At 37.7% G+C, this 22,732-nt stretch carries 21 protein-coding genes; 16 read left to right on the plus strand and 5 right to left on the minus strand.

From position 1 onward, the window contains the following. Window positions 1-30: 30 nt before the first annotated feature. Window positions 31-1,887 carry an SLC13 family permease gene (locus ACFFHK_RS01750; protein WP_382368371.1) on the minus strand — a complete coding sequence of 619 codons (1,857 nt, stop codon included), beginning with the start codon at window positions 1,885-1,887 and terminating at the stop codon, window positions 31-33. A gap of 213 nt (window positions 1,888-2,100) precedes the next feature. Here ACFFHK_RS01750 and ACFFHK_RS01755 point away from each other — a divergent pair, with 213 nt between their 5' ends. The 10 genes from ACFFHK_RS01755 (at window position 2,101) to nanA (ending at window position 10,152) form a co-directional block, all read left to right on the plus strand. After that, window positions 2,101-2,643, plus strand: coding sequence for a hypothetical protein (locus tag ACFFHK_RS01755; protein WP_382368374.1), 543 nt, complete (start codon window positions 2,101-2,103; stop codon window positions 2,641-2,643). A gap of 19 nt (window positions 2,644-2,662) precedes the next feature. After that, a complete protein-coding gene (locus ACFFHK_RS01760; RefSeq protein WP_382368377.1) occupies window positions 2,663-3,511 on the plus strand; it encodes a PHP domain-containing protein in 849 nt (282 codons plus the stop codon). A gap of 72 nt (window positions 3,512-3,583) precedes the next feature. Continuing rightward, a complete protein-coding gene (locus ACFFHK_RS01765) occupies window positions 3,584-4,207 on the plus strand; it encodes an L-threonylcarbamoyladenylate synthase (RefSeq protein ID WP_382368380.1) in 624 nt (207 codons plus the stop codon). Between the two features lie 41 nt (window positions 4,208-4,248). Next, on the plus strand, window positions 4,249-5,151 hold the full coding sequence (rluB, locus tag ACFFHK_RS01770; protein ID WP_382368383.1) for a 23S rRNA pseudouridine(2605) synthase RluB: 903 nt from the start codon (window positions 4,249-4,251) through the stop codon (window positions 5,149-5,151). An 18-nt stretch (window positions 5,152-5,169) separates the two neighbouring features. Beyond that, window positions 5,170-6,141, plus strand: a complete 972-nt coding sequence (cysB, locus tag ACFFHK_RS01775; RefSeq protein ID WP_382368386.1) for an HTH-type transcriptional regulator CysB — start codon at window positions 5,170-5,172, stop codon at window positions 6,139-6,141. 171 nt (window positions 6,142-6,312) lie between these two features. Further along, window positions 6,313-6,990, plus strand: coding sequence for an N-acetylmannosamine-6-phosphate 2-epimerase (locus ACFFHK_RS01780; protein ID WP_382368389.1), 678 nt, complete (start codon window positions 6,313-6,315; stop codon window positions 6,988-6,990). Window positions 6,991-7,001: 11 nt separating this feature from the next. After that, window positions 7,002-7,886, plus strand: a complete 885-nt coding sequence (locus tag ACFFHK_RS01785; protein ID WP_382368392.1) for an N-acetylmannosamine kinase — start codon at window positions 7,002-7,004, stop codon at window positions 7,884-7,886. A 9-nt stretch (window positions 7,887-7,895) separates the two neighbouring features. After that, entirely contained in the window at window positions 7,896-8,363 is a 468-nt protein-coding gene (gene nanQ / locus ACFFHK_RS01790) for an N-acetylneuraminate anomerase (RefSeq protein WP_382368395.1), read from the plus strand. A 16-nt stretch (window positions 8,364-8,379) separates the two neighbouring features. Further along, on the plus strand, window positions 8,380-9,246 hold the full coding sequence (locus tag ACFFHK_RS01795) for a MurR/RpiR family transcriptional regulator (RefSeq protein WP_382368398.1): 867 nt from the start codon (window positions 8,380-8,382) through the stop codon (window positions 9,244-9,246). A gap of 24 nt (window positions 9,247-9,270) precedes the next feature. Continuing rightward, window positions 9,271-10,152 (plus strand): N-acetylneuraminate lyase, encoded by an 882-nt coding sequence (gene nanA / locus ACFFHK_RS01800; protein WP_382368401.1) that lies wholly within the window; start codon window positions 9,271-9,273, stop codon window positions 10,150-10,152. Window positions 10,153-10,423: 271 nt separating this feature from the next. Here nanA and ACFFHK_RS01805 read toward each other — a convergent pair whose 3' ends face one another. Genes ACFFHK_RS01805 through znuC form a run of 4 tightly spaced genes read right to left on the minus strand, consistent with a single transcriptional unit; the run spans window position 10,424 to window position 12,988 of the window. Beyond that, on the minus strand, window positions 10,424-10,972 hold the full coding sequence (locus ACFFHK_RS01805) for a DNA-3-methyladenine glycosylase I (protein ID WP_382368404.1): 549 nt from the start codon (window positions 10,970-10,972) through the stop codon (window positions 10,424-10,426). A gap of 3 nt (window positions 10,973-10,975) precedes the next feature. Beyond that, window positions 10,976-11,395, minus strand: coding sequence for a group III truncated hemoglobin (locus ACFFHK_RS01810; RefSeq protein ID WP_382368406.1), 420 nt, complete (start codon window positions 11,393-11,395; stop codon window positions 10,976-10,978). Window positions 11,396-11,398: 3 nt separating this feature from the next. Next, a complete protein-coding gene (znuB, locus tag ACFFHK_RS01815) occupies window positions 11,399-12,184 on the minus strand; it encodes a zinc ABC transporter permease subunit ZnuB (RefSeq protein ID WP_382368408.1) in 786 nt (261 codons plus the stop codon). Between the two features lie 9 nt (window positions 12,185-12,193). After that, window positions 12,194-12,988 carry a zinc ABC transporter ATP-binding protein ZnuC gene (gene znuC / locus ACFFHK_RS01820; RefSeq protein WP_382368411.1) on the minus strand — a complete coding sequence of 265 codons (795 nt, stop codon included), beginning with the start codon at window positions 12,986-12,988 and terminating at the stop codon, window positions 12,194-12,196. Between the two features lie 188 nt (window positions 12,989-13,176). On the opposite strand from znuC, the gene mepM reads away from it, so the two are divergent. The 6 genes from mepM (at window position 13,177) to gloB (ending at window position 22,662) form a co-directional block, all read left to right on the plus strand. Then, window positions 13,177-14,571 carry a murein DD-endopeptidase MepM gene (gene mepM / locus ACFFHK_RS01825; protein ID WP_382368414.1) on the plus strand — a complete coding sequence of 465 codons (1,395 nt, stop codon included), beginning with the start codon at window positions 13,177-13,179 and terminating at the stop codon, window positions 14,569-14,571. Between the two features lie 148 nt (window positions 14,572-14,719). Continuing rightward, window positions 14,720-16,027 carry an NCS2 family permease gene (locus ACFFHK_RS01830; protein WP_382368417.1) on the plus strand — a complete coding sequence of 436 codons (1,308 nt, stop codon included), beginning with the start codon at window positions 14,720-14,722 and terminating at the stop codon, window positions 16,025-16,027. 9 nt (window positions 16,028-16,036) lie between these two features. Continuing rightward, window positions 16,037-16,393, plus strand: a complete 357-nt coding sequence (locus tag ACFFHK_RS01835) for a DsrE/DsrF/TusD sulfur relay family protein (protein WP_382368420.1) — start codon at window positions 16,037-16,039, stop codon at window positions 16,391-16,393. A gap of 64 nt (window positions 16,394-16,457) precedes the next feature. Further along, window positions 16,458-20,030 carry an exodeoxyribonuclease V subunit beta gene (gene recB / locus ACFFHK_RS01840; RefSeq protein ID WP_382368423.1) on the plus strand — a complete coding sequence of 1,191 codons (3,573 nt, stop codon included), beginning with the start codon at window positions 16,458-16,460 and terminating at the stop codon, window positions 20,028-20,030. 3 nt (window positions 20,031-20,033) lie between these two features. Further along, a complete protein-coding gene (recD, locus tag ACFFHK_RS01845; RefSeq protein ID WP_382368426.1) occupies window positions 20,034-21,992 on the plus strand; it encodes an exodeoxyribonuclease V subunit alpha in 1,959 nt (652 codons plus the stop codon). After that, complete coding sequence (gloB, locus tag ACFFHK_RS01850) at window positions 21,964-22,662, plus strand: hydroxyacylglutathione hydrolase (protein WP_382368429.1); 699 nt, start codon at window positions 21,964-21,966, stop codon at window positions 22,660-22,662. Before recD ends, gloB begins: the two co-directional genes overlap by 29 nt. Window positions 22,663-22,732 lie beyond the last annotated feature (70 nt).

Raw genomic sequence — 22,732 nt, forward strand, 5'->3', positions numbered from 1 at the left:
ATTTTTTATTTTTATAGAAACTCTTAAACCTTACCCAAATAATATTGGTACCACAAAAATTGTTGCCAGCATAACAATTAAGGTAAAGGGGACGCCTACCTTTAAAAAATCACTAAATTTATAGCCACCAGGTCCTAGCACCATTGTATTTACTGGTGAAGCGACGGGGGTCATAAACGCTGCTGAGGCGGCAATAGCAATAGTAATGACAAAAGGAACAGGTGATGTGCCTAGTTTTACTGCCATTGCAACCGAAATTGGTGCCATTAAAATGGCAGTTGCCGTATTAGAAATGAAAGAGCTAATGACGGCACAAAGGATAAATAAACTTGCTAAAATAGCGTGAATTCCCCAACCGCCAACAAGGTCTAATAGGGTATCAACAGCTAATGCAATACCACCTGTTTTCGTCAATGCTGTGGCGAAAGGCATCATTCCTACGATCAGAATCAAGCTTGGCCAGTGAATGGCATTATAGGCATTTTTCGCATCAATACAGCGAAATTTGGCTAATAAAATGCAGGTAATTAAAGCTGCTACAATATTAGAAACGACACCAGAAACCATTAAGCCGACCATAATTGCAACCGAAAATAGGGCGTGTGGCGCTTGGCTTAATGCTGGAGCAACTTGTTCAATTTCTGCAGGCGAGTTTAATAAAAAGAAATCTTGATTATTACTTTGCAGTGCTTGGATATGTTTCCATTCACCAATCACTACATATTGATCGCCCACGGTAAATTCAATATCAGCTAATGCTGTTTGTAGTAGCTGATGGCCACGTTTTACGCCTGCGATGGTTAAACCATATTTATTTTGGAAACGAATATCGCGAACAGTTTTACCGAGTAAGCTACTTTCTGGAATAGGTGAGATTTCTGCCATACCAACATTTTTAGCTTTTTCACTAAAATAATGTCCTCTGACTTCAATCGGTTTTAAATGATGTTGTTGGCAAAAGTCGTCCCAATCAAGTTCATTATTAGTAATATCAAATAATAAAATATCTTTCGCTTGTAACTCTGTGAGTGCAGAGGGGGAAATGACAATACGACGAATACGACGCCAACGTTCAATGGCAACAATTAAAATTTTATAGCGAGAATGAAGATGTAATTCATCTAATGTTTTGCCAATGAAAGGGGAGTTTGGTAATACAATTACTTGGCGTGAACGTGTCGCAAGTTGGTAACTTTCAATTAAATCATTCATTGAAGTGCGATTGTAATTTTGTTTTAAATCTTCAGGATTTCCATTATCTAATAAGTGGCGAGCGAGTAATAGATAGAGTATTCCTAAACCTAATACCATTACCCCAATAGGCGTAAAAGAGAAAAAATTTAATGCAGGTACGCCAGCTTTGATTAATTCTGCATTGGCAATTAAATTTGGTGGAGTAGCAATTAACGTCATCATTCCACTAATTAAGCCAGCAATGCTTAGTGGCATCATTAAGCGTTTTGGTGAAATTTTCATACTACGACAAATTGCTAATACCACAGGAATAAAAATAGCCACAATCCCTGTCGAACTCATAAATGCACCTAAACCACATACTGCAAGCATTAATAAAATTAAAACTTTAATTTCATTATTGTTGGCAATGCGTAATAACCAATCACTGACTTGATAAGCAATGCCAGTACGCAAAAGTGCTTCACCAACGACAAATAATAATGCAATCAAAATCACGTTTGGATCACTAAAACCAGCAAGCACTTCGGGGATAGTTAATATACCGCTTAGACTAAAGGCAACGAGAACCAATAAAGCAACTATATCCATACGAATTTTATTGGAAATAAATAGCCAAATCGCAGTGATTAAAAAGAAAAGAACAGTAAGTAATTGATGATTTATTTGACTTGGAAGCCATTCCATCAGCATTGCAATAACACTCCATAATAAAAGAAAAAAATAATGGTTATCCTAACATAAAATAACCATGTAACAGCTTAACAAATGAGAAAATAATTGAAATCATCTGCCAATGAATAAAAAATAGAGAATAAATAGTATTTTTTCATCACACTATCTTGTTTTTTAGCATATAATCAAACAGTTAAAATGAATTCTCTTTTTGATTTGAGGAAATGGCTAATGTTATTTGATAATACGTGTAAGTGGAGCTATGACGCTGTGCGAGATCGTCTTACGGCGGTGTTGCCTAATCACATGATTATTGAAACAACATTAAGCAAATGTGTATTAAATGGAGATGGTCTAGCAACAAGCGATCTCTTATTAGCAGATTTAGATAATGTTGCAACATTTCTGGATGTTCTTGAACCACTACAATTTCCTGAAGAGATTAATCAACGTTTGGCTTACAGTGCGATTGCTTGTGAGCATTTTTTATTGCCTAAACAACCACAAAACTGGTTTTTTACTGCATTAAATAAACAAGTTGTTACTGAGCCATGTTTAGCTCGTTGTTTTATTAATGCGACACAATCGTGGGCAACTTTGCTTGTTACCAATATTGAGGACAATATTGCAAGTGTTATTTTGCTTGAACAACATATTATGTTGCCACAATTAACTTACTATTTTGGTGATCCATTCCGAATCAATGTAAATCGTCTTGAGGCTTTAATTATTGAAGTTGAAATGCCTGAGATGATGTTTAAACAATACGCTTAATTGGATAAAAATAAGAAGAATGCAAGCAAAATTAGCGCAACTTACTGCCACAAAGATTGACCTCCATACACATAGTAATGCGTCTGACGGTGTATTATCGCCGACAGAATTAATACTACGCGCTAAAGAAAAGCAGTTAGAAATTATCGCATTAACAGATCATGATACGATTGATGGTATTGCTGAAGCACGTTTAGCTGCCAAACAACAACAGATCACCCTAATTACAGGCGTTGAAATTTCAACAATTTGGCAAGGCAAAACCATTCATATTGTGGGGCTTGATTTTGATGAAACACATACCGCAATGAGTGAATTATTAGCGAGGCAAGCACGATTACGTCAAGAAAGAGCAATGGAAATTGGCGAAAAATTTAAAAAATTTGGGCTACCAAATGCCTTTGCTGAAGCGCAAGCACTGACGAGTGGGGAAGTAACCCGCGCGCATTATGCACGTTATTTAGTGAATATTGGGCGAGTGAGTAACGAAGGGCAAGCATTTAAGCGTTATCTTTCACAAGGAAAACCTTGTTATGTGCAAGCGAATTGGTGTGATATTCCAACTGCAATAGAGGTGATCCATCAGGCGGGAGGAATAGCTGTTGTTGCACACCCAATGCGTTATCAAATGACAAATACTAAAATTCATAATTTGATTAAGGATTTCCAACAATGGCATGGTGATGCGGTGGAAATTGCAGGAGGCGTTGATCATAATCAGCAAAAGATGTTGATTAAATGGTTAGAAGCGTTAGATTTATTGGCTTCAGTCGGTTCTGATTTTCACTATCCCTGTGGTTGGATTGAATTAGGGCGTAATTTAACGATACCTGATCATATAAAAACAGTTTGGCAGAGATCGCACTAAATCTTTGCTTATTCTAAGAAATATTGCGTTATATAATAGATACATTTTCGTTGTAACAAGGAGGGCGTGTTTATGAGTCAGTTCTTCTATATTCACCCAGATAATCCCCAGCAGCGTTTGATTAATCAAGCGGTAGAAATTTTGCGTAATGGCGGTGTTATTGTTTATCCAACCGATTCGGGATATGCACTAGGTTGTATGATAGGCGATAAATATGCAATGGATAGGATTATTCGGATTCGCCAATTACCAGAGGGGCATAATTTTACTTTAGTTTGTAGCGATTTATCTGAATTATCTACTTATTCATTAGTAACAAATAGCGTATATCGTTTAATTAAAAATAATACCCCAGGGCATTACACCTTTATCCTTCCTGCAACTAAAGAATTACCAAGACGTTTGATGACATCAAAACGCAAAACGATTGGGATTCGAGTACCTGATAATAATATTGCATTGGCATTATTAAAAACCTTAGGCGAACCGATACTCTCATGTTCATTGATGTTACCCGAAGAAGAGTATTTTACGCTATCTGATCCAGAGGAAATTCGAAATTTATTGGAAAATCAAGTGGATCTTATTATTCATGGTGGGTATTTAGGGCAAGACCCTACAACCGTAGTAGATTTAACCGTTGAGCCGCCAGTGATTTTACGTGAAGGTAGTGGGAATACTACACCTTTTATTTGATGATATTTAAATAGACGTCTGAGAAGACGACAAGAGGATTTATGCAACTAGTAAAAACAAAGACTAATCAAGATAAGCCGCAAAAAATTGTGGGGGAAAAGCTACAAAAAGTATTAGCCAGAACTGGATTAGGATCACGTCGTGAAATTGAAACCATCATTGCTGCTGGTCGTGTCAGTGTAAATGGTTCTATTGCAACGTTAGGGGAACGAGTTGAAGTCAAAACTGATACGAAAATTCGTGTTGATGGGCAGTTAGTTTCGCTTACGCCAGCACGTAAAGAGATTTGTCGGGTGCTGATGTATTATAAGCCAGAAGGTGAGTTGTGTACTCGCCACGATCCAGAAGGTCGAGCTACCGTATTTGAACGCTTGCCTAAGATTAGCAATGGTCGTTGGATCGCCGTGGGACGTTTAGATATTAACACCTCAGGTTTATTGTTATTTACAACTGATGGTGAGTTAGCAAATCGTCTTATGCACCCAAGTAAAGAAGTGGAGCGAGAATATTCTGTACGGGTATTTGGCGAAGTAACAGATAAAATGTTATTGCAACTCAAAAAGGGCGTACAGTTAGAAGATGGACCAGCAAATTTCAAAAAGATAACCCAGCAAGGTGCTGGAGAGGGTATGAACCAATGGTATTCCGTTACGTTAACTGAGGGACGTAATCGAGAGGTGCGTCGCTTATGGGAATCACAAGGTATTCAAGTAAGTCGTTTAATTAGAACACGTTACGGTAATATTGAATTAATGCGTGGTTTACCAAGAGGAGGGTGGGAAGAATTATCACTCGATAAAGTGAATTATTTACGCCAACTGGTTGGTTTGCCATTAGAAACAGAAAGCAAATTAGATACGCGTAATCCAAGAAAATTTAAATCAAATCAAATTAGAAAAGCGGTAAAACAGCATTCGTTGAGAAAACGTTATCAACAGCGCTAGAAAAATAAAGGGGAAGATATGAAGTTACAACAACTGCGTTATATAGTTGAAATTGCAAATCAAAACTTAAATATTACTGATGCAGCAAAAACACTCTATACTTCCCAGCCTGGTATTAGTAAGCAAGTGAAACTATTAGAAGATGAACTCGGCTTACCTATTTTTGAACGCAATGGAAAACATATTCAACGTCTTACACCAACTGGGGAAAAGATTGTTGCTATTGCGCGTGAATTACTCGTTAAAGAACAAAGTATTAAAGCGATTGCCAATGAGCATAAACAACCGAATGTAGGCACATTACGCATTGCTACGACTAATACTCAAGCACGTTATAAATTACCTGATATCGTCAATCAATTTGTAAAACGTTATCCCGAAGTGAGTTTACATATTCATCAAGGATCACCACAACAAATTTATGAATTGTTACTCTCAGGTGAAATTGATTTAGCCATTATTACTGAGGCGCAATATCTCTTTGAAGATGCGATTCTCTTGCCTTGTTATATGTGGAACCGTTCAGTGATTGTCAAAAAAGATCACCCATTAGCACAAGTTGATGAATTAACCATTGAAGAATTAGGCAAATATCCATTAGTAACTTATATTTTTGGCTTTACGGGACGTTCTGATTTAGATGAAGCTTTTAGCCGAGAAGGTATTTTACCGAATACAGTATTTACTGCAACCGATGCAGATGTGATTAAAACCTATGTACGCTTAGGCTTGGGCGTGGGGATTATGGCGTCAATGGCATATACAGCAGAGGATAGCGATCTCGTTGCTATTGATGCAAGCCATCTCTTTAAAGCAAGTATGACTCAAATTGCCTTTAAAAAAGGGTCCTTTTTACGTCGTTACACCTATGATTTTATTCATCTCTTTGCGCCCCACCTATCACGTTCACAAGTTGAAAAAGCTGAACAACTTCGAGATAGCAATGTGATACGACGCTTATTTTCAGAAATCAATCTAGATTATTTATAAGTCGAGTAATTTGTCGAATCACATTGTTATATTCCATTGAATATACCATTCAAAAAATTATGATCTAGATCGCAAAAAAATATTATTTTTCTTGTTCTAAATACAACATCAGAGTAAATTACACATTATCTGAAGTCTAACTTCTTTTTTATTAAATTTACTGGAGTTTATATGTCAAAAAATCCACTAGATGCTATTAAATATGGTCTGATTGCTTCTTGTCAGCCAGTGGATAATGGTCCTATGGATCACCCTAAAATTGTTGCTGCAATGGCACAAGCCGCTGTTATTGGTGGAGCAGCAGGATTACGTATTGAAGGGATAGATAATTTAAAAGCCACTCGTAAAGTTGTTGATATTCCAATTATTGGGATTATAAAGCGCGATTTACCAGATAGCCCAATACGCATTACCCCATTTTTAAAAGATGTGGAAGCCTTAGCTAAAGCAGGGGCAGATATTATTGCTTTTGATGGAACATTTCGTACACGTCCAGCACCTATTGAAGATATTGTCAAACGTATCAAAGAGATAGGTTTATTATCAATGGCAGATTGTTCTACATTTGAAGAGGGCATCTATTGTCATCAATTAGGCGTGGATTTAATTGGTAGTACAATGTCTGGTTATACTGGTGGCGAAATACCAACCGTACCAGACTACCAACTGGTTATTGATTTAGCCAAAGCTGGCTGTCGTGTGATGGCAGAGGGGCGCTATAACACACCAGAATTAGCGCAAAAAGCGATCGAAATTGGAGCTTATTCTGTTACGGTAGGATCTGCATTAACCCGTTTAGAACATTTAGTTGGCTGGTTTGCCGATGCAGTGAAAAGCGCTAAGAAATAAAAGGAAATATTATGCAAGTTCTCGCATTAGATATTGGTGGTACTAAAATTGCTGCAGCTTTAGTTATTGATGGTGAGGTAACACAACGGCAACAATTTGTTACCCCGCAACAAAATGCTGCAGAGGGTATGCATCAAGCTTTAGCGCACATTGTAGGGCAGTATCAAGGGCAATTTGATTGTGTAGCGGTTGCTTCAACTGGCATTATTAATAATGGTGTTTTAACCGCACTAAACCCTAAAAATTTGGGTGGTTTAGCTGAATTTCCATTAAAAGCGAGTATTGCCCGCCATACTGATAAACCGATAGGGTTATTAAACGATGTGCAAGCTGCTGCGTGTGCAGAATATAAAGAACAAGATGCAACGCTTATTGAAAATTTTGCCTTTATTACTGTCTCAACAGGTGTTGGCGGAGGCATTATTTTACAGCGCCAATTACTCACTGAACCTAATGGGGTAGCAGGACATATTGGACACTCATTAGCCGATCCAAATGGTCCAGTTTGTGGTTGTGGGCGACGAGGTTGTGTTGAAGCGATTGCTTCTGGTCGTGCGATTGAATCCGCTGCCAGTCTATGGGACACCCCTTGTTTACCAAAAGAGGTATTTGCACGTTTTCGTCAACAAGATCCGCAAGCGAGTGCCGTTATACACCGTTCCGCGCAAGCGATTGCCAATTTGATTGCCGATTTGGTGATTAGTCTGGATCTGCAAAAAGTAGTAATTGGCGGCAGCGTTGGTTTAGCTGAGGGGTATTTGCCATTAGTGCAAACGTATTTACAGCAACAACCTAAATTCTATCAATGCCAAGTGGAGCGCGCTTTCTATGGACAAGATGCTGGTTTAATTGGTGCAGCTTGGTGGGTTGAACACAATTTAGCAAAATTAAAATAAGGATTAGCTATGTTTATCGGTGATTTAACAAAACAAGATTATAAATTAGGCTTACCAGCTGTTATTGGTGAAGCACTTGATTATCTCCAAACAATCAACCTTGAAGAATTAACCTTAGGTCGTCATGACATCACTGAACAAATTTATATGAATGTGATGGAATTTGATACCAGTGCAGCAGAAAGTAAACAAGCAGAAATTCACCGCCAATATGTAGATGTTCAAGTCTTAATTCGTGGTACAGAAGCAATTCAATGTAGCCCAGTATATCCAAATTTGTCTTTATATACTGAGTATAACGAACAAGATGATTATCAATTAACACCTGATATTGATGCGAAAAGTGAGATTATTTTACAAGCAAAAATGTTTGCGGTCTTTTTGCCTTATGAGCCACACAAACCAGGCTGTCTTGTTGGGCAACAATCGCATCATATAAAAAAATTAGTGATTAAAATTCCCGTTAGCTTGCTTTAAGGAAAAGGAATACAGTATGTCAGAAAGCGGAAAAATCTTGGATACCATTGGTGCGTTACAAAATAGTTTAACCAAAACAGAAAAACGCATTGCTTCTGCTATTCTTGCTTCGCCAAATTTATTAAGTCAATCATCATTATCTGAGGTATCTGCTCAATTAAATGTTGGAGAAGCAACTTTTATTCGCTTTTGTCGTACTCTTGGATTCAAAGGTTATACCGATTTTAAACTTGAATTAGCGATAGAACTTGCGACACAAGAAAAACATAATCAAACATTATTGGATACAGATGTTTCACCTAATGATAGTACCTTTGAAATTGCCAAAAAATTACAAACGGCATTAGTGAATGTTGTAGGAGAAACCATTAATTTACTGGATTTTTCACAACTAGAACGTGTTGTAGAAGAGTTGCAGAAAGCAAAACGTATATTCCTATTTGGTGTTGGATCATCAGGGATTACAGCTGAAGATGTCAAACATAAATTAATGCGTATAGGACTACAAGTTGATGCAACAACCAATAATCACTTTATGTATATGCAAGCTGCTTTAATGAAAAAAGGCGATATTGTGATTGGTATTAGCCATTCTGGCTATTCGGAAGAAATCGTTCGCACGTTACAAATAGCGCAAAAAAATGGCGCAAAAACCGTTGCTTTAACCCATAATTTACGATCACCAATTACGGAAGTAGCAGATTATGTCTTGATTAATGGTAATCGCCAAGGACAAATGCAAGGGGATTCTATCGGTACGAAAATCGCTCAACTGTTTGTTATGGATTTAATTTATGCCTTATTAGTTCGCAAAGAAGAGCAGCGTGCAATTCAGGCAAAACAAAAAACAATTAATGTCATTTTAGAACAACGAATCAAATAACTCTCTTTGTCATAAGGAAACAATATGAAAAACTTAAAAGGTATTATCAGTGCATTATTGGTGTCATTCAACGCTGATGGCTCAATTAATGAAAAAGGTTTACGTGAAATCATTCGCTATAACATCGATAAAATGAAAGTTGATGGGCTATATGTGGGAGGCAGTACGGGTGAAAACTTTATGCTTTCTACGGAAGAGAAAAAGCAAATTTTCCGTATTGCGAAAGATGAAGCAAAAGAGCAAGTGGCATTGATTGCGCAAGTGGGTAGCGTTAATTTACATGAATCTGTTGAATTAGGGAAATATGCGACAGAATTAGGTTATGACTGCTTATCAGCGGTAACACCGTTCTATTACAAATTTAGCTTTGCAGAAATCAAAAATTACTACGATACCATTATTGCAGAAACGGGTAATAATATGATCGTTTACTCTATTCCATTCTTAACTGGTGTGAATATTGGCGTAGAACAGTTTGGTGAACTTTATAAAAACCCTAAAATTATTGGGGTGAAATTCACTGCTGGCGATTTCTATTTATTAGAACGTGTGAAAAAAGCTTACCCAAATCATCTTATTTGGGCTGGTTTTGATGAAATGATGCTTTCTGCTGCGGTATTAGGGGTTGATGGAGCTATCGGAAGTACTTTCAATGTGAATGGTGTGCGTGCAAGACAAATTTTTGAATATGCACAACAAGGTAAAATTGCTGAAGCACGCGCAATTCAGCATGTTACTAATGACTTAATCGAGGGTATCTTAAATAATGGTCTCTATCTCACTATCAAAGAATTACTCAAATTAGATGGTGTTGATGCAGGTTACTGCCGTGAACCAATGACGAAAGAACTCACTCCAGAGAAAGTGGCTGTTGCGAAAGAATTAAAAGCGAAATATTTAGCGTAATTTTGGCTTAAGTTATAACCATTTAAATAGAATGAACCGATGCAGTGATGTATCGGTTCAGTTTGTTGACAAAGTCATATTTATTTAATTTTTAGTTTATTTTTCACTCAAATTGAGATTTAGGTTTCGCCCTACAGGGCGACTTCATTTTATTCGCAAGTTCGCTCGGCTCATTTGCTCACCCTACGGGTCGCTGCAAGCAGCGCTCAAAATGCAATGCTTTTTGTCTTGCTTGTGCAAAAAACTGATATTTTTCTTTGCACATTAATCCTTATTTTCTCCGCCAAGCGACATCTGTCTGTAAAATTTGTTGGTAAATTGGGCAGTCTGGATCATGAGCATGAGGCAAATAACCACAACTCAGCAAAAATTCATGCACAATTTCTTTACCTACAAATTTGAAATGGCGTTTAAAGATCTTAATCCATTCAGGTAAGGTTTTTGGGTGATGCTGATCCAGCCATTGCTTAAAAGAGCCAAATTGTTGTTGTAATTTCTGGATTTGTTGGGCGTTGTAAATGGCTGCATTAATCTTTAAACGATTACGAATAATATCTGGATTAGCCAGTAATCGTTGGCGATCTTCGTCGGTATATTGTGCGACTTTTTCAATATCAAATTGATCATAAGCAGCACGAAAGCCTGCCTCTTTTTTTAGAATAAGCGTCCAACTCAACCCAGCTTGGTTAATCTCCATCACTAAACGGGCAAATAGCTCATTGTCGTTCTCAATCGGAAAACCATAACGCTGCTGATGATAGGCTTGATTCAGGGGATCTTGTCCTTCTGTCAGTTGATTAACATAGCGACAATAACTCATGGCTTAGCCTTTAGTAGGGCGGATACGCTGCATAAACATAGGTAATTCATCAGTCAAAACACGTTGCTGCATCAGATCTTTAATCGTGGTAGCACGAAAAATTGCTTTGTCAGCATTTTCACCATGAAAGAGTTGTTTTACGGTGGTTTGCCAATGTTCTAACCAGACAGAAAACATTGCTTCACTCATTGGTTGGCGATTATGCAGTTTGATATGTGTGAGCATCGGATTGCCTTGATAACTTTCTACATCAAAGATATTACTCTCCCAAAAACGATACATCTTTTCTAAATGGGCTTGCCAATGTTTGCCTTTTAGATGATTGAACATATAGCCAATGCGTGGATCAGCTCGTACATTGTCATAGAAAGTGTTGACTAAACACTCAATATCAGCGCGTTCAGTTAGTAATTTCGTTGGCATAAGTTAATCCTGTTGCTTCTTGAAAAGTGAAAATATAAAAAGTAATGATGAACAAAGCACGACAGAGGGACCTGCGGCAGTATCATAAAATGCAGATAATAATAAACCGCCACTAACAGCTAGCATACTAATCATAATCGCAATAAGTGCCATACTTTCTGGTGTACGAGCAAAACGGCGAGCGGTAGCGGCTGGAATAATTAACAGTGAGGTAATAATTAATGCTCCAACAAATTTCATGCTTAAACCAATCGTAATAGCGGTGAGTAACATTAAAATTAAACGGCTTCTTTTGACATTAATTCCTTCAATTTGTGCTAGTTCAGGATTGACCGTAGCAGAAATTAATCCTGACCATGAGTAGCATAAAATAGAGAAAACAACGACCACACCAATACCAATCCAAAGTAAATCTTGATAATTAATTGCAAGTAGATCGCCAAACAGATAATTCATTAAATCAACACGTATTCCACCAATGAGACCAATGGTTACCACACCGAGTGAAAGGCTAGTATGTGCAATAATCCCTAACAGCGTATCAACAGCAAAATGTGTGTTGTTTTCTAACCAGACCAATGCTAATGCCAATAAAATAATAAGCATAATAATGGCAAGATAAGGATTGAGATTTAACACAATACCAAGTGCAATACCAAGTAGGGCAGAGTGCGACAGGGTATCGCCAAAGTAAGCCATTTTACGCCAAACAACAAACGCACCAAGTGGCGCAGTAATTAAGGATAACAACATACCTGTAAGCCAGGCAGGAAAAATAATGTCAAACATAAAAATGCCTTATGATTGGTGTTGGCAATCAGGTGAACGGTGTTCTGCTGAGCAACAAACATCACCATGCAAATTATGTTTATGATCATGATGATGGGTGTAAATTGCGACATTTTGCTCACGCTGATTATTAAAAAAATCTATGAAATTTGGGTGGATACTAATTGAATTTGGCGTACCCTCACAACAGAGATGTTGATTAATACAAAAGACGTGATCCGTTTTTGCCATTACTAAATGTAGATCATGCGATACCATTAATACCGCACAATCAAAACGCTCACGCATTTGATTAATAAGTTCATACAGCTCATTTTGTCCAACCACATCTACCCCTTGTGTTGGCTCATCTAGTACCAATAAATTAGGTTTATTTAAAATAGCCCGCGCCAGTAGAACGCGTTGCATTTCACCACCTGATAATTTTTGCATACTATGTTGTGCGAGGTGGCTAATTGAGAGTAATTTTAACGCAGCATCAATATCCTGCTTACTTGTTTTGGGCTTTAGCGAGAGAAACTTTATTACGGTAATCGGAAATGAGGGATCAATATGAATTTTTTGTGGCACATAGCCAATTTTAGTATTGGGTGCATAATTGACACTACCTGATTGCGGAGTAATTAATTTTAATAGCACTTTTAAAAGCGTTGATTTTCCGCCCCCATTTGGTCCAACAATAGTCGTGATAGAGCGGGGTTGAATGGCTAATGAAATATCTTGTAAGGCAATTTGCTCATTGAATTGTACTGAGATATTTTTTAATTCCACTAAAGGCGTTGGTAAGTGCTGCATAATGATCATATTTTTGAAAAAATGGCTTGTATTTTATGCAAATCAATTAAGGGATCAAATAATTTTTTAGTGTAATGTTGAATATTTATCCGTTCAGTAAAATTAATCACTGATTTTGGGAATTTTTCAGTTAACATTGTGTCTTATAAAAATTCTTTTAAAAATGATTAAGCTTTATCCATTTTAGGTTACATTGAATGCAACATATTAAATTAGCAAGAGATCGCATTAAAAAGAAAATAATGATAAGAATAATTCTTTTTGTGGTTGCTGCACTTAGTTTTTTTTCAATTCTTTATTTTTTACAACATCAAACCTTAGCGCCAAATAGCAAAACAGCAGAGTTATCAACAAGTATAGTGGGAAATTCAATACCAGAAAATACGATAGAAACAGAGAATGATCGTCGTCATAGCAATACAGAAAACTTTGATGATCAGCTATCAGATGAAAATATATTCAGCGATGATGAATTACCTGAAGAAGTAAAGGAAGCTCTAAGTGGATTATTAGATGCTGCTGGAGAAGCGTTAAGAATAACTAATCAGTTTGCCTATACAGTAGTAGAGGGAGATAAACTAACTGATGTACTAGAATCAGGTGGTTTAGACACAGATATCATCAATGGATTTTATCAATTAGACCCGACGTTAAAAAACTTACAAGCAGGTCAACAATTCTATTGGATTTTATCTAAAGATGGGGATTTACAATATTTAAATTGGTTAGTTTCACGGAAAGAAGAGCGTATTTATGAACGTCAAGTAGATGGGCATTTCGCCATGAAAATTATTCAGAAGAAGAGTATTTGGAAAGAAGAAGTTTTAAAAGGCAGTATTGATGGCAATCTTTATACTCATCTACGGGAAAATGGTTTAGATTCGAAGCAAATTTATCAATTAATTAATGCGTTACAGTGGCAAATTAGTTTAACTAAATTACAAAAAGGTGATCGCTATGCGGTTTTAGTCAATCGTGAATATTTAAACGATAAATTGACAGGGCAGGGTAATGTGATTGGTATTCATATTATTAGTCGCGGTAAAAGCTATTACGCGATTCAAGCTGAAAATGGTCGTTACTATAATAATTATGGTGAAACATTAGGAAAAGGGTTCTCGCGTTATCCAATGCAACGCCAGTACCGCGTTTCTTCGCCATTTAATCCTCGCCGAAAGCACCCAGTTACAGGCAGAATTGCACCACATAAAGGCGTTGATTTTTCTATGCCTACGGGTACCCCCATTATTGCACCAGCAGACGGTGTAGTCGTAAAAGTCTCTTATCAAGCAGGCGGAGCTGGGCATTATATTATGTTGCGCCATGGTCGAGAATACCAAACAGTGTATATGCATTTAAGTAAAACGCTCGTAAAAACAGGGCAGTCAGTAAAAAAAGGACAACGTATTGCTTTATCAGGTAACACTGGGCGCTCAACAGGTCCTCATCTACACTATGAATTTCATATTAATGGCGTAGCAGTTAATCCAATGAAAGTAAAACTACCAGGAATGAATAACACTATGGCAAGCAAGGAACGTCAACGTTTCTTAGCGAAAGCAAAAGTGGTACAGAATAAATTGAAGATGTAATAAAAAAGCGAGTTTCTTGAGAATAGCGTTAAAATAATAAAAATCTAAAAATTTCCGCCAAAAATTTGAGGAGTTTTGCTAGAATTAAAAGGAAAAGCCTGTGATAGCTTTTCCTTTTGTTTTTTATTTATTTTACAGGTGTTTTTTTATGCAAAATCAAAATCTTTTGGCGAAATTTTTTCATTTGGAACAACATAATACCAATGTAAAAACGGAAATTATCGCTGGGATCACAACATTTCTTACCATGGTTTATATTGTATTCGTTAACCCGTCAATCTTAGGCGTGGCTGGTATGGATACTCAAGTTGTCTTTGTTACTACCTGCTTAATTGCTGCATTAGGTAGTATTTTAATGGGCTTATTTGCCAATTTACCTGTTGCTCTAGCGCCTGCAATGGGGCTAAATGCGTTTTTTGCGTATGTCGTCGTAAGTAAAATGGGGCTGTCTTGGCAAGTTGGTATGGGAACCATTTTCTGGGGAGCCGTTGGGCTATTAGCGTTAACCTTATTTCAAATCCGCTCTTGGTTAATTTCCTCTATTCCACTTAGTTTGCGTGTGGGTATTACGGCGGGGATCGGCTTGTTTATTGCTTTGATGGGATTCCATAATGCGGGCATTATTGTGCCAAATGAAGCAACCTTAATGTCCCTAGGCGATTTACATTCACCAACAGTTTTATTGGGTATTTTAGGCTTCTTTATCATTGTCATTTTAGCAGCTAAAAATATTCATGCCTCTGTTTTAGTGTCTATTGTCGTTACTACGGTATTGTCGTTATTGTTAGGTAAAACACAATTTCAGGGCGTCTTTTCTATGCCACCGAGTATTACTTCTGTGGTTGGGCAAGTGGATTTAAGCGGTGCTTTACAAGGTGATCTATTAGGCATTATTTTCTCCTTTATGCTTGTGAATCTTTTCGATTCATCAGGTACACTACTTGGCGTTACCGAAAAAGCAGGAATCAGCAATGCGCAAGGTACTTTCCCGAAAATGAAACAAGCATTGTATGTTGATAGTGTAAGTTCTGTAACGGGGGCTTATTTAGGTACATCATCGGTTACTGCTTATATTGAAAGCAGCACTGGGGTATCTGTTGGTGGACGTACAGGGCTAACCGCTGTGGTTGTGGGAATTCTGTTCTTATTAGTCATTTTTATTTCACCATTAGCTTCGATTGTGCCACCATATGCAACTGCAGGCGCATTAATTTATGTGGGCATTTTAATGTCATCAAGTTTGATTAAAGTACGTTGGGACGATTTAACTGAAGCAACGCCAGCATTTATTACCGCAGCAATGATGCCATTTACTTATTCAATCACAGAAGGGATTGCGCTAGGATTTATTAGCTATTGTGTCATGAAACTCTTTACTGGCAAGGCGAAAGAGGTCAGTGTTCCTGTTTGGCTAATTGCATTGTTATTTTTATTTAAGATTGTTTTTGTTGATTAAGGCATCATGATGCAAAAATTACTTTATATTTTAAATGACTCACCATATAGCGGGGAGAAAACATTTAATGCGTTACGTTTGGCGTTGGCATTAAAAGAAGAATACTCAAAAGACGTTGAAATGAAAATTTTCTGTTTTTCTGATGCGGTGTTAGCTGGATTAAAAGGACAAAACCCAAAAGAGGGGGCAAATGTACAAGAGCTATTAAGTATCTTGACTGGATTAGGGGTTGAAGTAAAACTTTGTACCACTTGTTCAAATGCACGAGCGGTATCACATCACCCCTTGATTGATGGGGTAACGCTTGGTACCTTAGCCGATGTCGCTGAATGGACATTATGGGCGGATAAAGTCCTGACTTTTTAAATGACATAATCAAAACGCCGATTGTGAGAGATCGGCGTTTTCCTCTCTAACAATAAGATAAATAATGAAAACACAACTCAATCCAATCTCACTGCCCTTAGCACAAAATAATGTGATTGAAGCCTCTGCGGGTACAGGGAAAACCTATACAATGGTAACACTGTATCTACGTTTATTACTGCAAGCAGGCAAGCATAATTTTCCACAACCATTAGATATTGAGCAGATTCTCGTGGTAACCTTTACCAAAGATGCCACCAAAGAATTACGCCAACGGATCAATCAACGGATTCAGTCGTGGCTAAACCTACTACAACAGTATCAACAGCAACAAGACAAAACTTTGATTACGGATCAGGAGCTGTTAAATTTACTCCCTTTTATTGAACACAATTTACCATTAGCCATTCAACGCTTAACTTTTGCGACTCAATATATTGATCGAGCAGCAATTTTTACTATTCACAGTTTTTGCCAACGCATTTTACGCCAATATGCGTTTGATTCGGGCTTATCCTTTGCGTTTTCGGTAGGAGAAGAGAATCAGGCGCGTTTACGGCAAATTAATTATCAATTATGGCGTGAACAATTCTATGCGTTAGATCACGAACAAGCAGCAATCATTACACAGATATTTAGTTCGCCCGATCAGCTATTTGAAAAATTTAAAAAATTATTATCTGGTGATATGCCACAAATTACGCAAACGTTGTTATTTAATGATTTGACCTCAGGGATCGCATATTACCAACAACAATTAGCGACTTTTTCGGCGATTGAAAGGACGCACCTCACTGCGTTTGTCGATTGGTTTACCCAAAACAAAGCGGCAATCCAAAAAACAAGTGAAAAAAAGATTCAAACTTATTTAGCCTCAGAAAAAGAGACGGAATTACAGTTAAAAACTGCAAAAGCATTAACTGAGATTAAATTTTATAAAGGCAAAGCTGTGCCGTTACCGCCATTTATTCTTGAGTTAGAAAAATTCTTTGCGAACTTTGCGCAAGAGGCTTATGTGGCGAGTATGAATTATCTCTATATTCAGCTATTGCGGGAACGTATTTTTAACTATCAAGATAAGCATAATGAGAAAAGCTTTGATGATCTGCTGCGCTTATTGCGTGATGCTTTATATAAGCCACAAGCCGAGAAATTAATTCGTTTAATTCGTCAGCAGTATCCGTTTGCGATGATTGATGAGTTTCAGGATACCGATCCGATTCAATTAGCAATTTTTGAAAAAATTTATCTGATGACAAAACCTGATTACCCATTAGCGAACCTTACGGTTATCGGTGATCCAAAGCAGGCAATTTACCGTTTCCGTGGGGCCGATATTTTTACGTATTTGTCTATTATGGATAATCAACGTCAATACCACATTCCCAATATTTATACTTTGCAACATAACTATCGTTCTGCAACAGGACTAATTGATAGTTTAAATCAACTTTATACCCAAGCAGAAAATCCATTTTACTTAACCAATATTGTATTTCCGCCTATCCAAGCGCATAACCAAGGTTATCTTGTCATCAATGAGAAAAAACAACCTGCGTGGCAGATGTTGCAATTAACAGAAGAGTATAAGAAAAAAGAGTTATATCAACGTGCAATCGCCGAAATGTATGCGAGCTATTTACAGCAGCTGCTTAAATTAGCCGAACAGCAACAAGCCTATTTTGTTGAAGATCCAACTCAAATGACGCAACGAGCTGTTGTTGCTAAAGATATTGCTGTTTTAGTGCGTAATGAGAATGAAAGTCAGCTTATTCGTACAGCATTAGCAAAAAAAGGGTTAGCGTCAGTTTATTTATCAGAACGTTCTAATGTGTTTGATAGTGTGATTGCTCAGGATTTATATTTGGTGCTACGAGCCTGTTTTACGCCTTTTAATGAGCGGGCTGTTTTATCGGCGATAGGCTCAACGTTATGGGCTTTTGCTGCCGATCAGATTCATCAACTGAAAGAAAATGAAGATCAGTGGGCTGCATTGATCGAGCGTTTTCTGGAATATCGGCAGATTTGGCAAACACAAGGTGTATTACCTATGTTGTATCGCTTGTACCAAACTGAAAATATTCCACAGCGTTTGCAACAATTTGCTTTGGGCGAGCGTTACCTCGTCGATTTATTGCATTTAAGCGAGTTATTGCAACAGGCAATGAGTCAACAGCAAAATGAAGAAGCGCTGTTGAATTGGTATCAACAACAACTTAGTGATATAGCCAGTAATGAAGAAAATCGCTTACGCTTAGAGCGAGAACAAGATGTGATAAAAATTATCACCATTCATAAGTCAAAAGGATTAGAGTTCCCGTTAGTCTGTTTGCCGTTTATCATGACGCGCTCCAGTAGAGGAAAAGCTGAAGAAGTCTCTTTCTATCATAATACAGAAAATCAACTCATTTGGGATATTGCGCAAGAAGAGAAATCGCAGGTTGGTTTAGAAAATCGAGCGGAAAATATGCGCCTTTTATATGTAGCATTGACGCGGGCTAAATATCAACTGATCGTTGGTGTGCCATCATTGCCCGTTGCTGAGGATAAAACGACAACAGAAACATTAACGCCTTTAGATTATTTATTGGTACAAGGAGAAATGCTCGCAACTGAATCAAGTTATCAGGCGTTATTTGATCGTGCGTTGTCGCCTGAAAATTGGCAAGTAGTACAGGAAAATGCTATTTGCTATCAAGATTCTTGGCGTCCTAATTTAACTGTCGAGAAACCGATCGAAGTGCAGTATGTGAAACAGCCAGTGGAAAAAAATTGGCGAGTAACCAGTTTTACTGCTATACAAAGCAAATTACAGACGATTTATGATGAGCATTTTGTCGATTTGGCACAAGATTATTTCGATCAAGAAATGCAAGTTGCCGAGTTATCGACACAGTTAGATCCGCTAAACACAACCTACTATCCTGCAGATTTTTCGCCATTTGATTTCCCGAAAGGCGCAACGGTCGGCGCACATTTGCACCGTTATTTGGAAAAATTGGATTTTACTAAACCTATCAACATAGAGAGCTTTAAGCCATTATGCCAAATACTTAATCTAACTGATGATTGGCTAGCACCACTACAAACTTGGTTTACTCAGGTAGTAAGCAAGCCATTACCTGAATTGGGGGCATTACAACATATTAGCCGTAAAGATAAATTAACGGAGTTACAATTTTATCTTAAACTTGGAAAATTATTTAATAATCAACAATTTAATCAAATTTTACAACAATATCACCCACTGTATGATCAACAATATCCAATCCAAGTTGACGAAATTCAGGGATTTATTCGTGGTTTTATTGATGTTGTTGTTAGACGAGATAATCGCTATTATCTCATTGATTATAAAAGTAATTTTTTGGGTAAAGAATCGAGTTGCTATCAATCAGATAATCTGCAAAAAGTTATCTCCGCACAGCGTTATGATTTGCAATATTTGATTTATACGTTGGCGTTGCACCGTTACCTAAAATTACACGATCCCGATTATCAGTATGCGACCCATTTTGGTGGAGTGTTTTATCTTTTTGTACGGGGCATGGCGGTAGCAGATGATGCCCAAACAGGCATTTTTTTCACTAAACCCGCTACGGAATTAATTGAAAAATTAGATCAGCTTTGGGAATAAACAATGTTAACCATTTTACGGCAGTTACGAGAGGCTGCCATTATTGAACAAATTGATTACTATTTTGCACAGTTGATTTATCAGCAAGGAACAACGCTCGATCCTAAGGTCAATAATCTTGCTACTTTACTGGCTGCGCTATTAAGTTTTCATCATCAACGCGGGCATAGTTGCTTGTATTTAAGCGAAGATTTGCTCGCTAATCCATTTGAATTATTGTCATTACCAGAAGGGCAATCATTACTACATGAATTGCGTCAATCGCTGCCTTCCATACCTGTTACAGAGTGGCATACACCACTATTACTTCATGCCGCTTTTTCTAGTGATCAACAGCAGGTAACGCCGATTGTATTGCGTTTGTTTGCGCAGGATACCGTTTGTTATTTACACCGTATTTGGCAAGATGAATATTATATTGCGCAACGTTTAGCTAACAGTAAAGTGCTACCTCATACAGCTCAACAGCTGAGCTATATTGAACACATTTTATCCACCCTTTTTGTCGCCACGGCACCTAAACCTGATTGGCAAAAAATTGCTGTAGCCACGGCATTTTCCAGAACGATCACCTTTATTTCAGGTGGACCTGGGACAGGGAAAACCACAACTGTCGCTAAATTATTATTAGGATTGCAATGGTTACAACGCTTACAACAACAACCACCATTATCCATTCGCTTAGCTGCACCGACGGGAAAAGCGGCAACACGTTTAACAGAATCCTTGCACCAAGCAGTACAACAGATTCAATTACCGCTAGATTTCACCGCAGAGTTGCCACAAGAGGCGGCAACAATTCACCGTTTATTGGGAATGCACCCAAATAGTCCACCTACATATCATCAACAACGTCCATTAAATATTGATGTGTTGGTGGTGGACGAAGCATCAATGATTGATTTAGCAACGATGGCATTATTATTGCGTGGCGTTCACCCTAATACGAGGTTGATTTTTCTAGGTGATAAAGATCAATTAGCCTCAGTGGAGGTAGGGGCGATTATGGCGGAATTAGGGCAATTTTTACCGCTAGCATATAGTCAACCTCACGCGGATTATTTACAACACGTCTGTGGACAAACTTTAGCGGCAACACCGCAATGTAATTTTATCCGTGATAGCCTATGTCATTTGCAACATAGTTATCGTTTTCGTGCCGATAAAGGGATTGGGCAGTTAGCGAATGCTGTCAATCAAGGCGCTGCAGAGCAGAGCTGGCAGCTATTTTCTCGTTATGAAGATATTCAAGTTTTATCGCTATCTAACCAACAGATTGGTGAAAAAAATCACCACGTTGTACAGTTTGCCTGCACATTATATCGAGAATATTTTATGTTCATGCAACAGCAAACACTCTGGACGCCAGCACAAATTGCCCAAGCATTTGCTTTATTTAAGCGTAATCGTTTATTAAGCGCTTTACGTAGTGGAGCATTGGGGGTAGAGCAGCTAAATCAACAGATTGCAGAAATGTTGCGACAGCAGAAGCACGTTACATTTCGTGCTGCACATGAATGGTATTTAGGTAAACCAGTAATTGTGTTGCAAAATGATCATAATGTACGCTTATTTAATGGAGATATTGGGTTGGTATTACCTGATGAACAGGGGAATTTAAAAGTCTGGTTTGAAACAGAAAGCGGCTTTCGAGGTGTATTACCGAGCCGAGTTCCGAGTGTAGAATCGGCTTATGTGATGACAGTACATAAATCACAAGGTTCGGAATTTAATCATACTGTGTTAGTGTTACCACAAGAGTTTAATGCGTTGCTCACTAGAGAATTAATTTATACAGCAATTACACGAGCAAAAGATAAATTTACGGTATTTAGTGAGGAGATGATTTGGCTCAATGCTGTACAGCGTCGTACGTTCCGCGCTAGTGGATTAGCGACACAAATTAAACGCTATTTTTATCAAGGAGAAGAAAATGTTAATTGCCATTCCAGCATTAAATGATAATTATATTTGGTGTTACAGTCGGGATAATGTACACGCTTTGTTGATTGATCCAGCAGAAGTGGCACCTGTTGAGGCATTTTTAGCCAAATCATCATTAACATTAGAGGCGATTCTAATTACTCATAATCATGCCGATCACACAGGTGGCGTTGCTCAATTACGCAAAGCTTATCCTCATGTACCAGTTTATGCACCTGCAGAAGTTGATTCTCACCTTGTAACACATAAGGTGGAGGAGGGGATTTATCATACCGCACATTATTCGTTAAATATTTTGGCGACCGAAGGGCATACCGCGGGACATATTAGCTATGTTGTGGATAATCATCTCTTTTGTGGTGATACGTTATTTTCCCTAGGTTGTGGTCGTGTTTTTACGGGTGATTATGCACAAATGTTTACTTCCTTAGAGAAATTAAAACAACTACCAGATGAAACGATAGTTTGCCCTGCGCATGAATATACATTAAGCAATTTGCGTTTTGCACAATCTATCGAACATTCTGCAGAATTAGCCACCTATGCCACGAAAATAGAAGCGTTACGGCAACAACAGCAACCGACTGTGCCAACCACATTAGGTGTAGAGAAAGCATTAAATCCATTTTTACGTTGCCAAAACGTAGCGCAATTTACAGCATTACGCCAAGCAAAGGATCGGTTTTAAAAACGCAAAAAATAGGTCGCTCTTTAAGGCGACCTAAATCTCAATTTGAGTGAAAAATAATGAAAATCAC

The organism is Gallibacterium trehalosifermentans, assembly GCF_042433055.1.
Lineage (GTDB): Bacteria > Pseudomonadota > Gammaproteobacteria > Enterobacterales > Pasteurellaceae > Gallibacterium > Gallibacterium trehalosifermentans.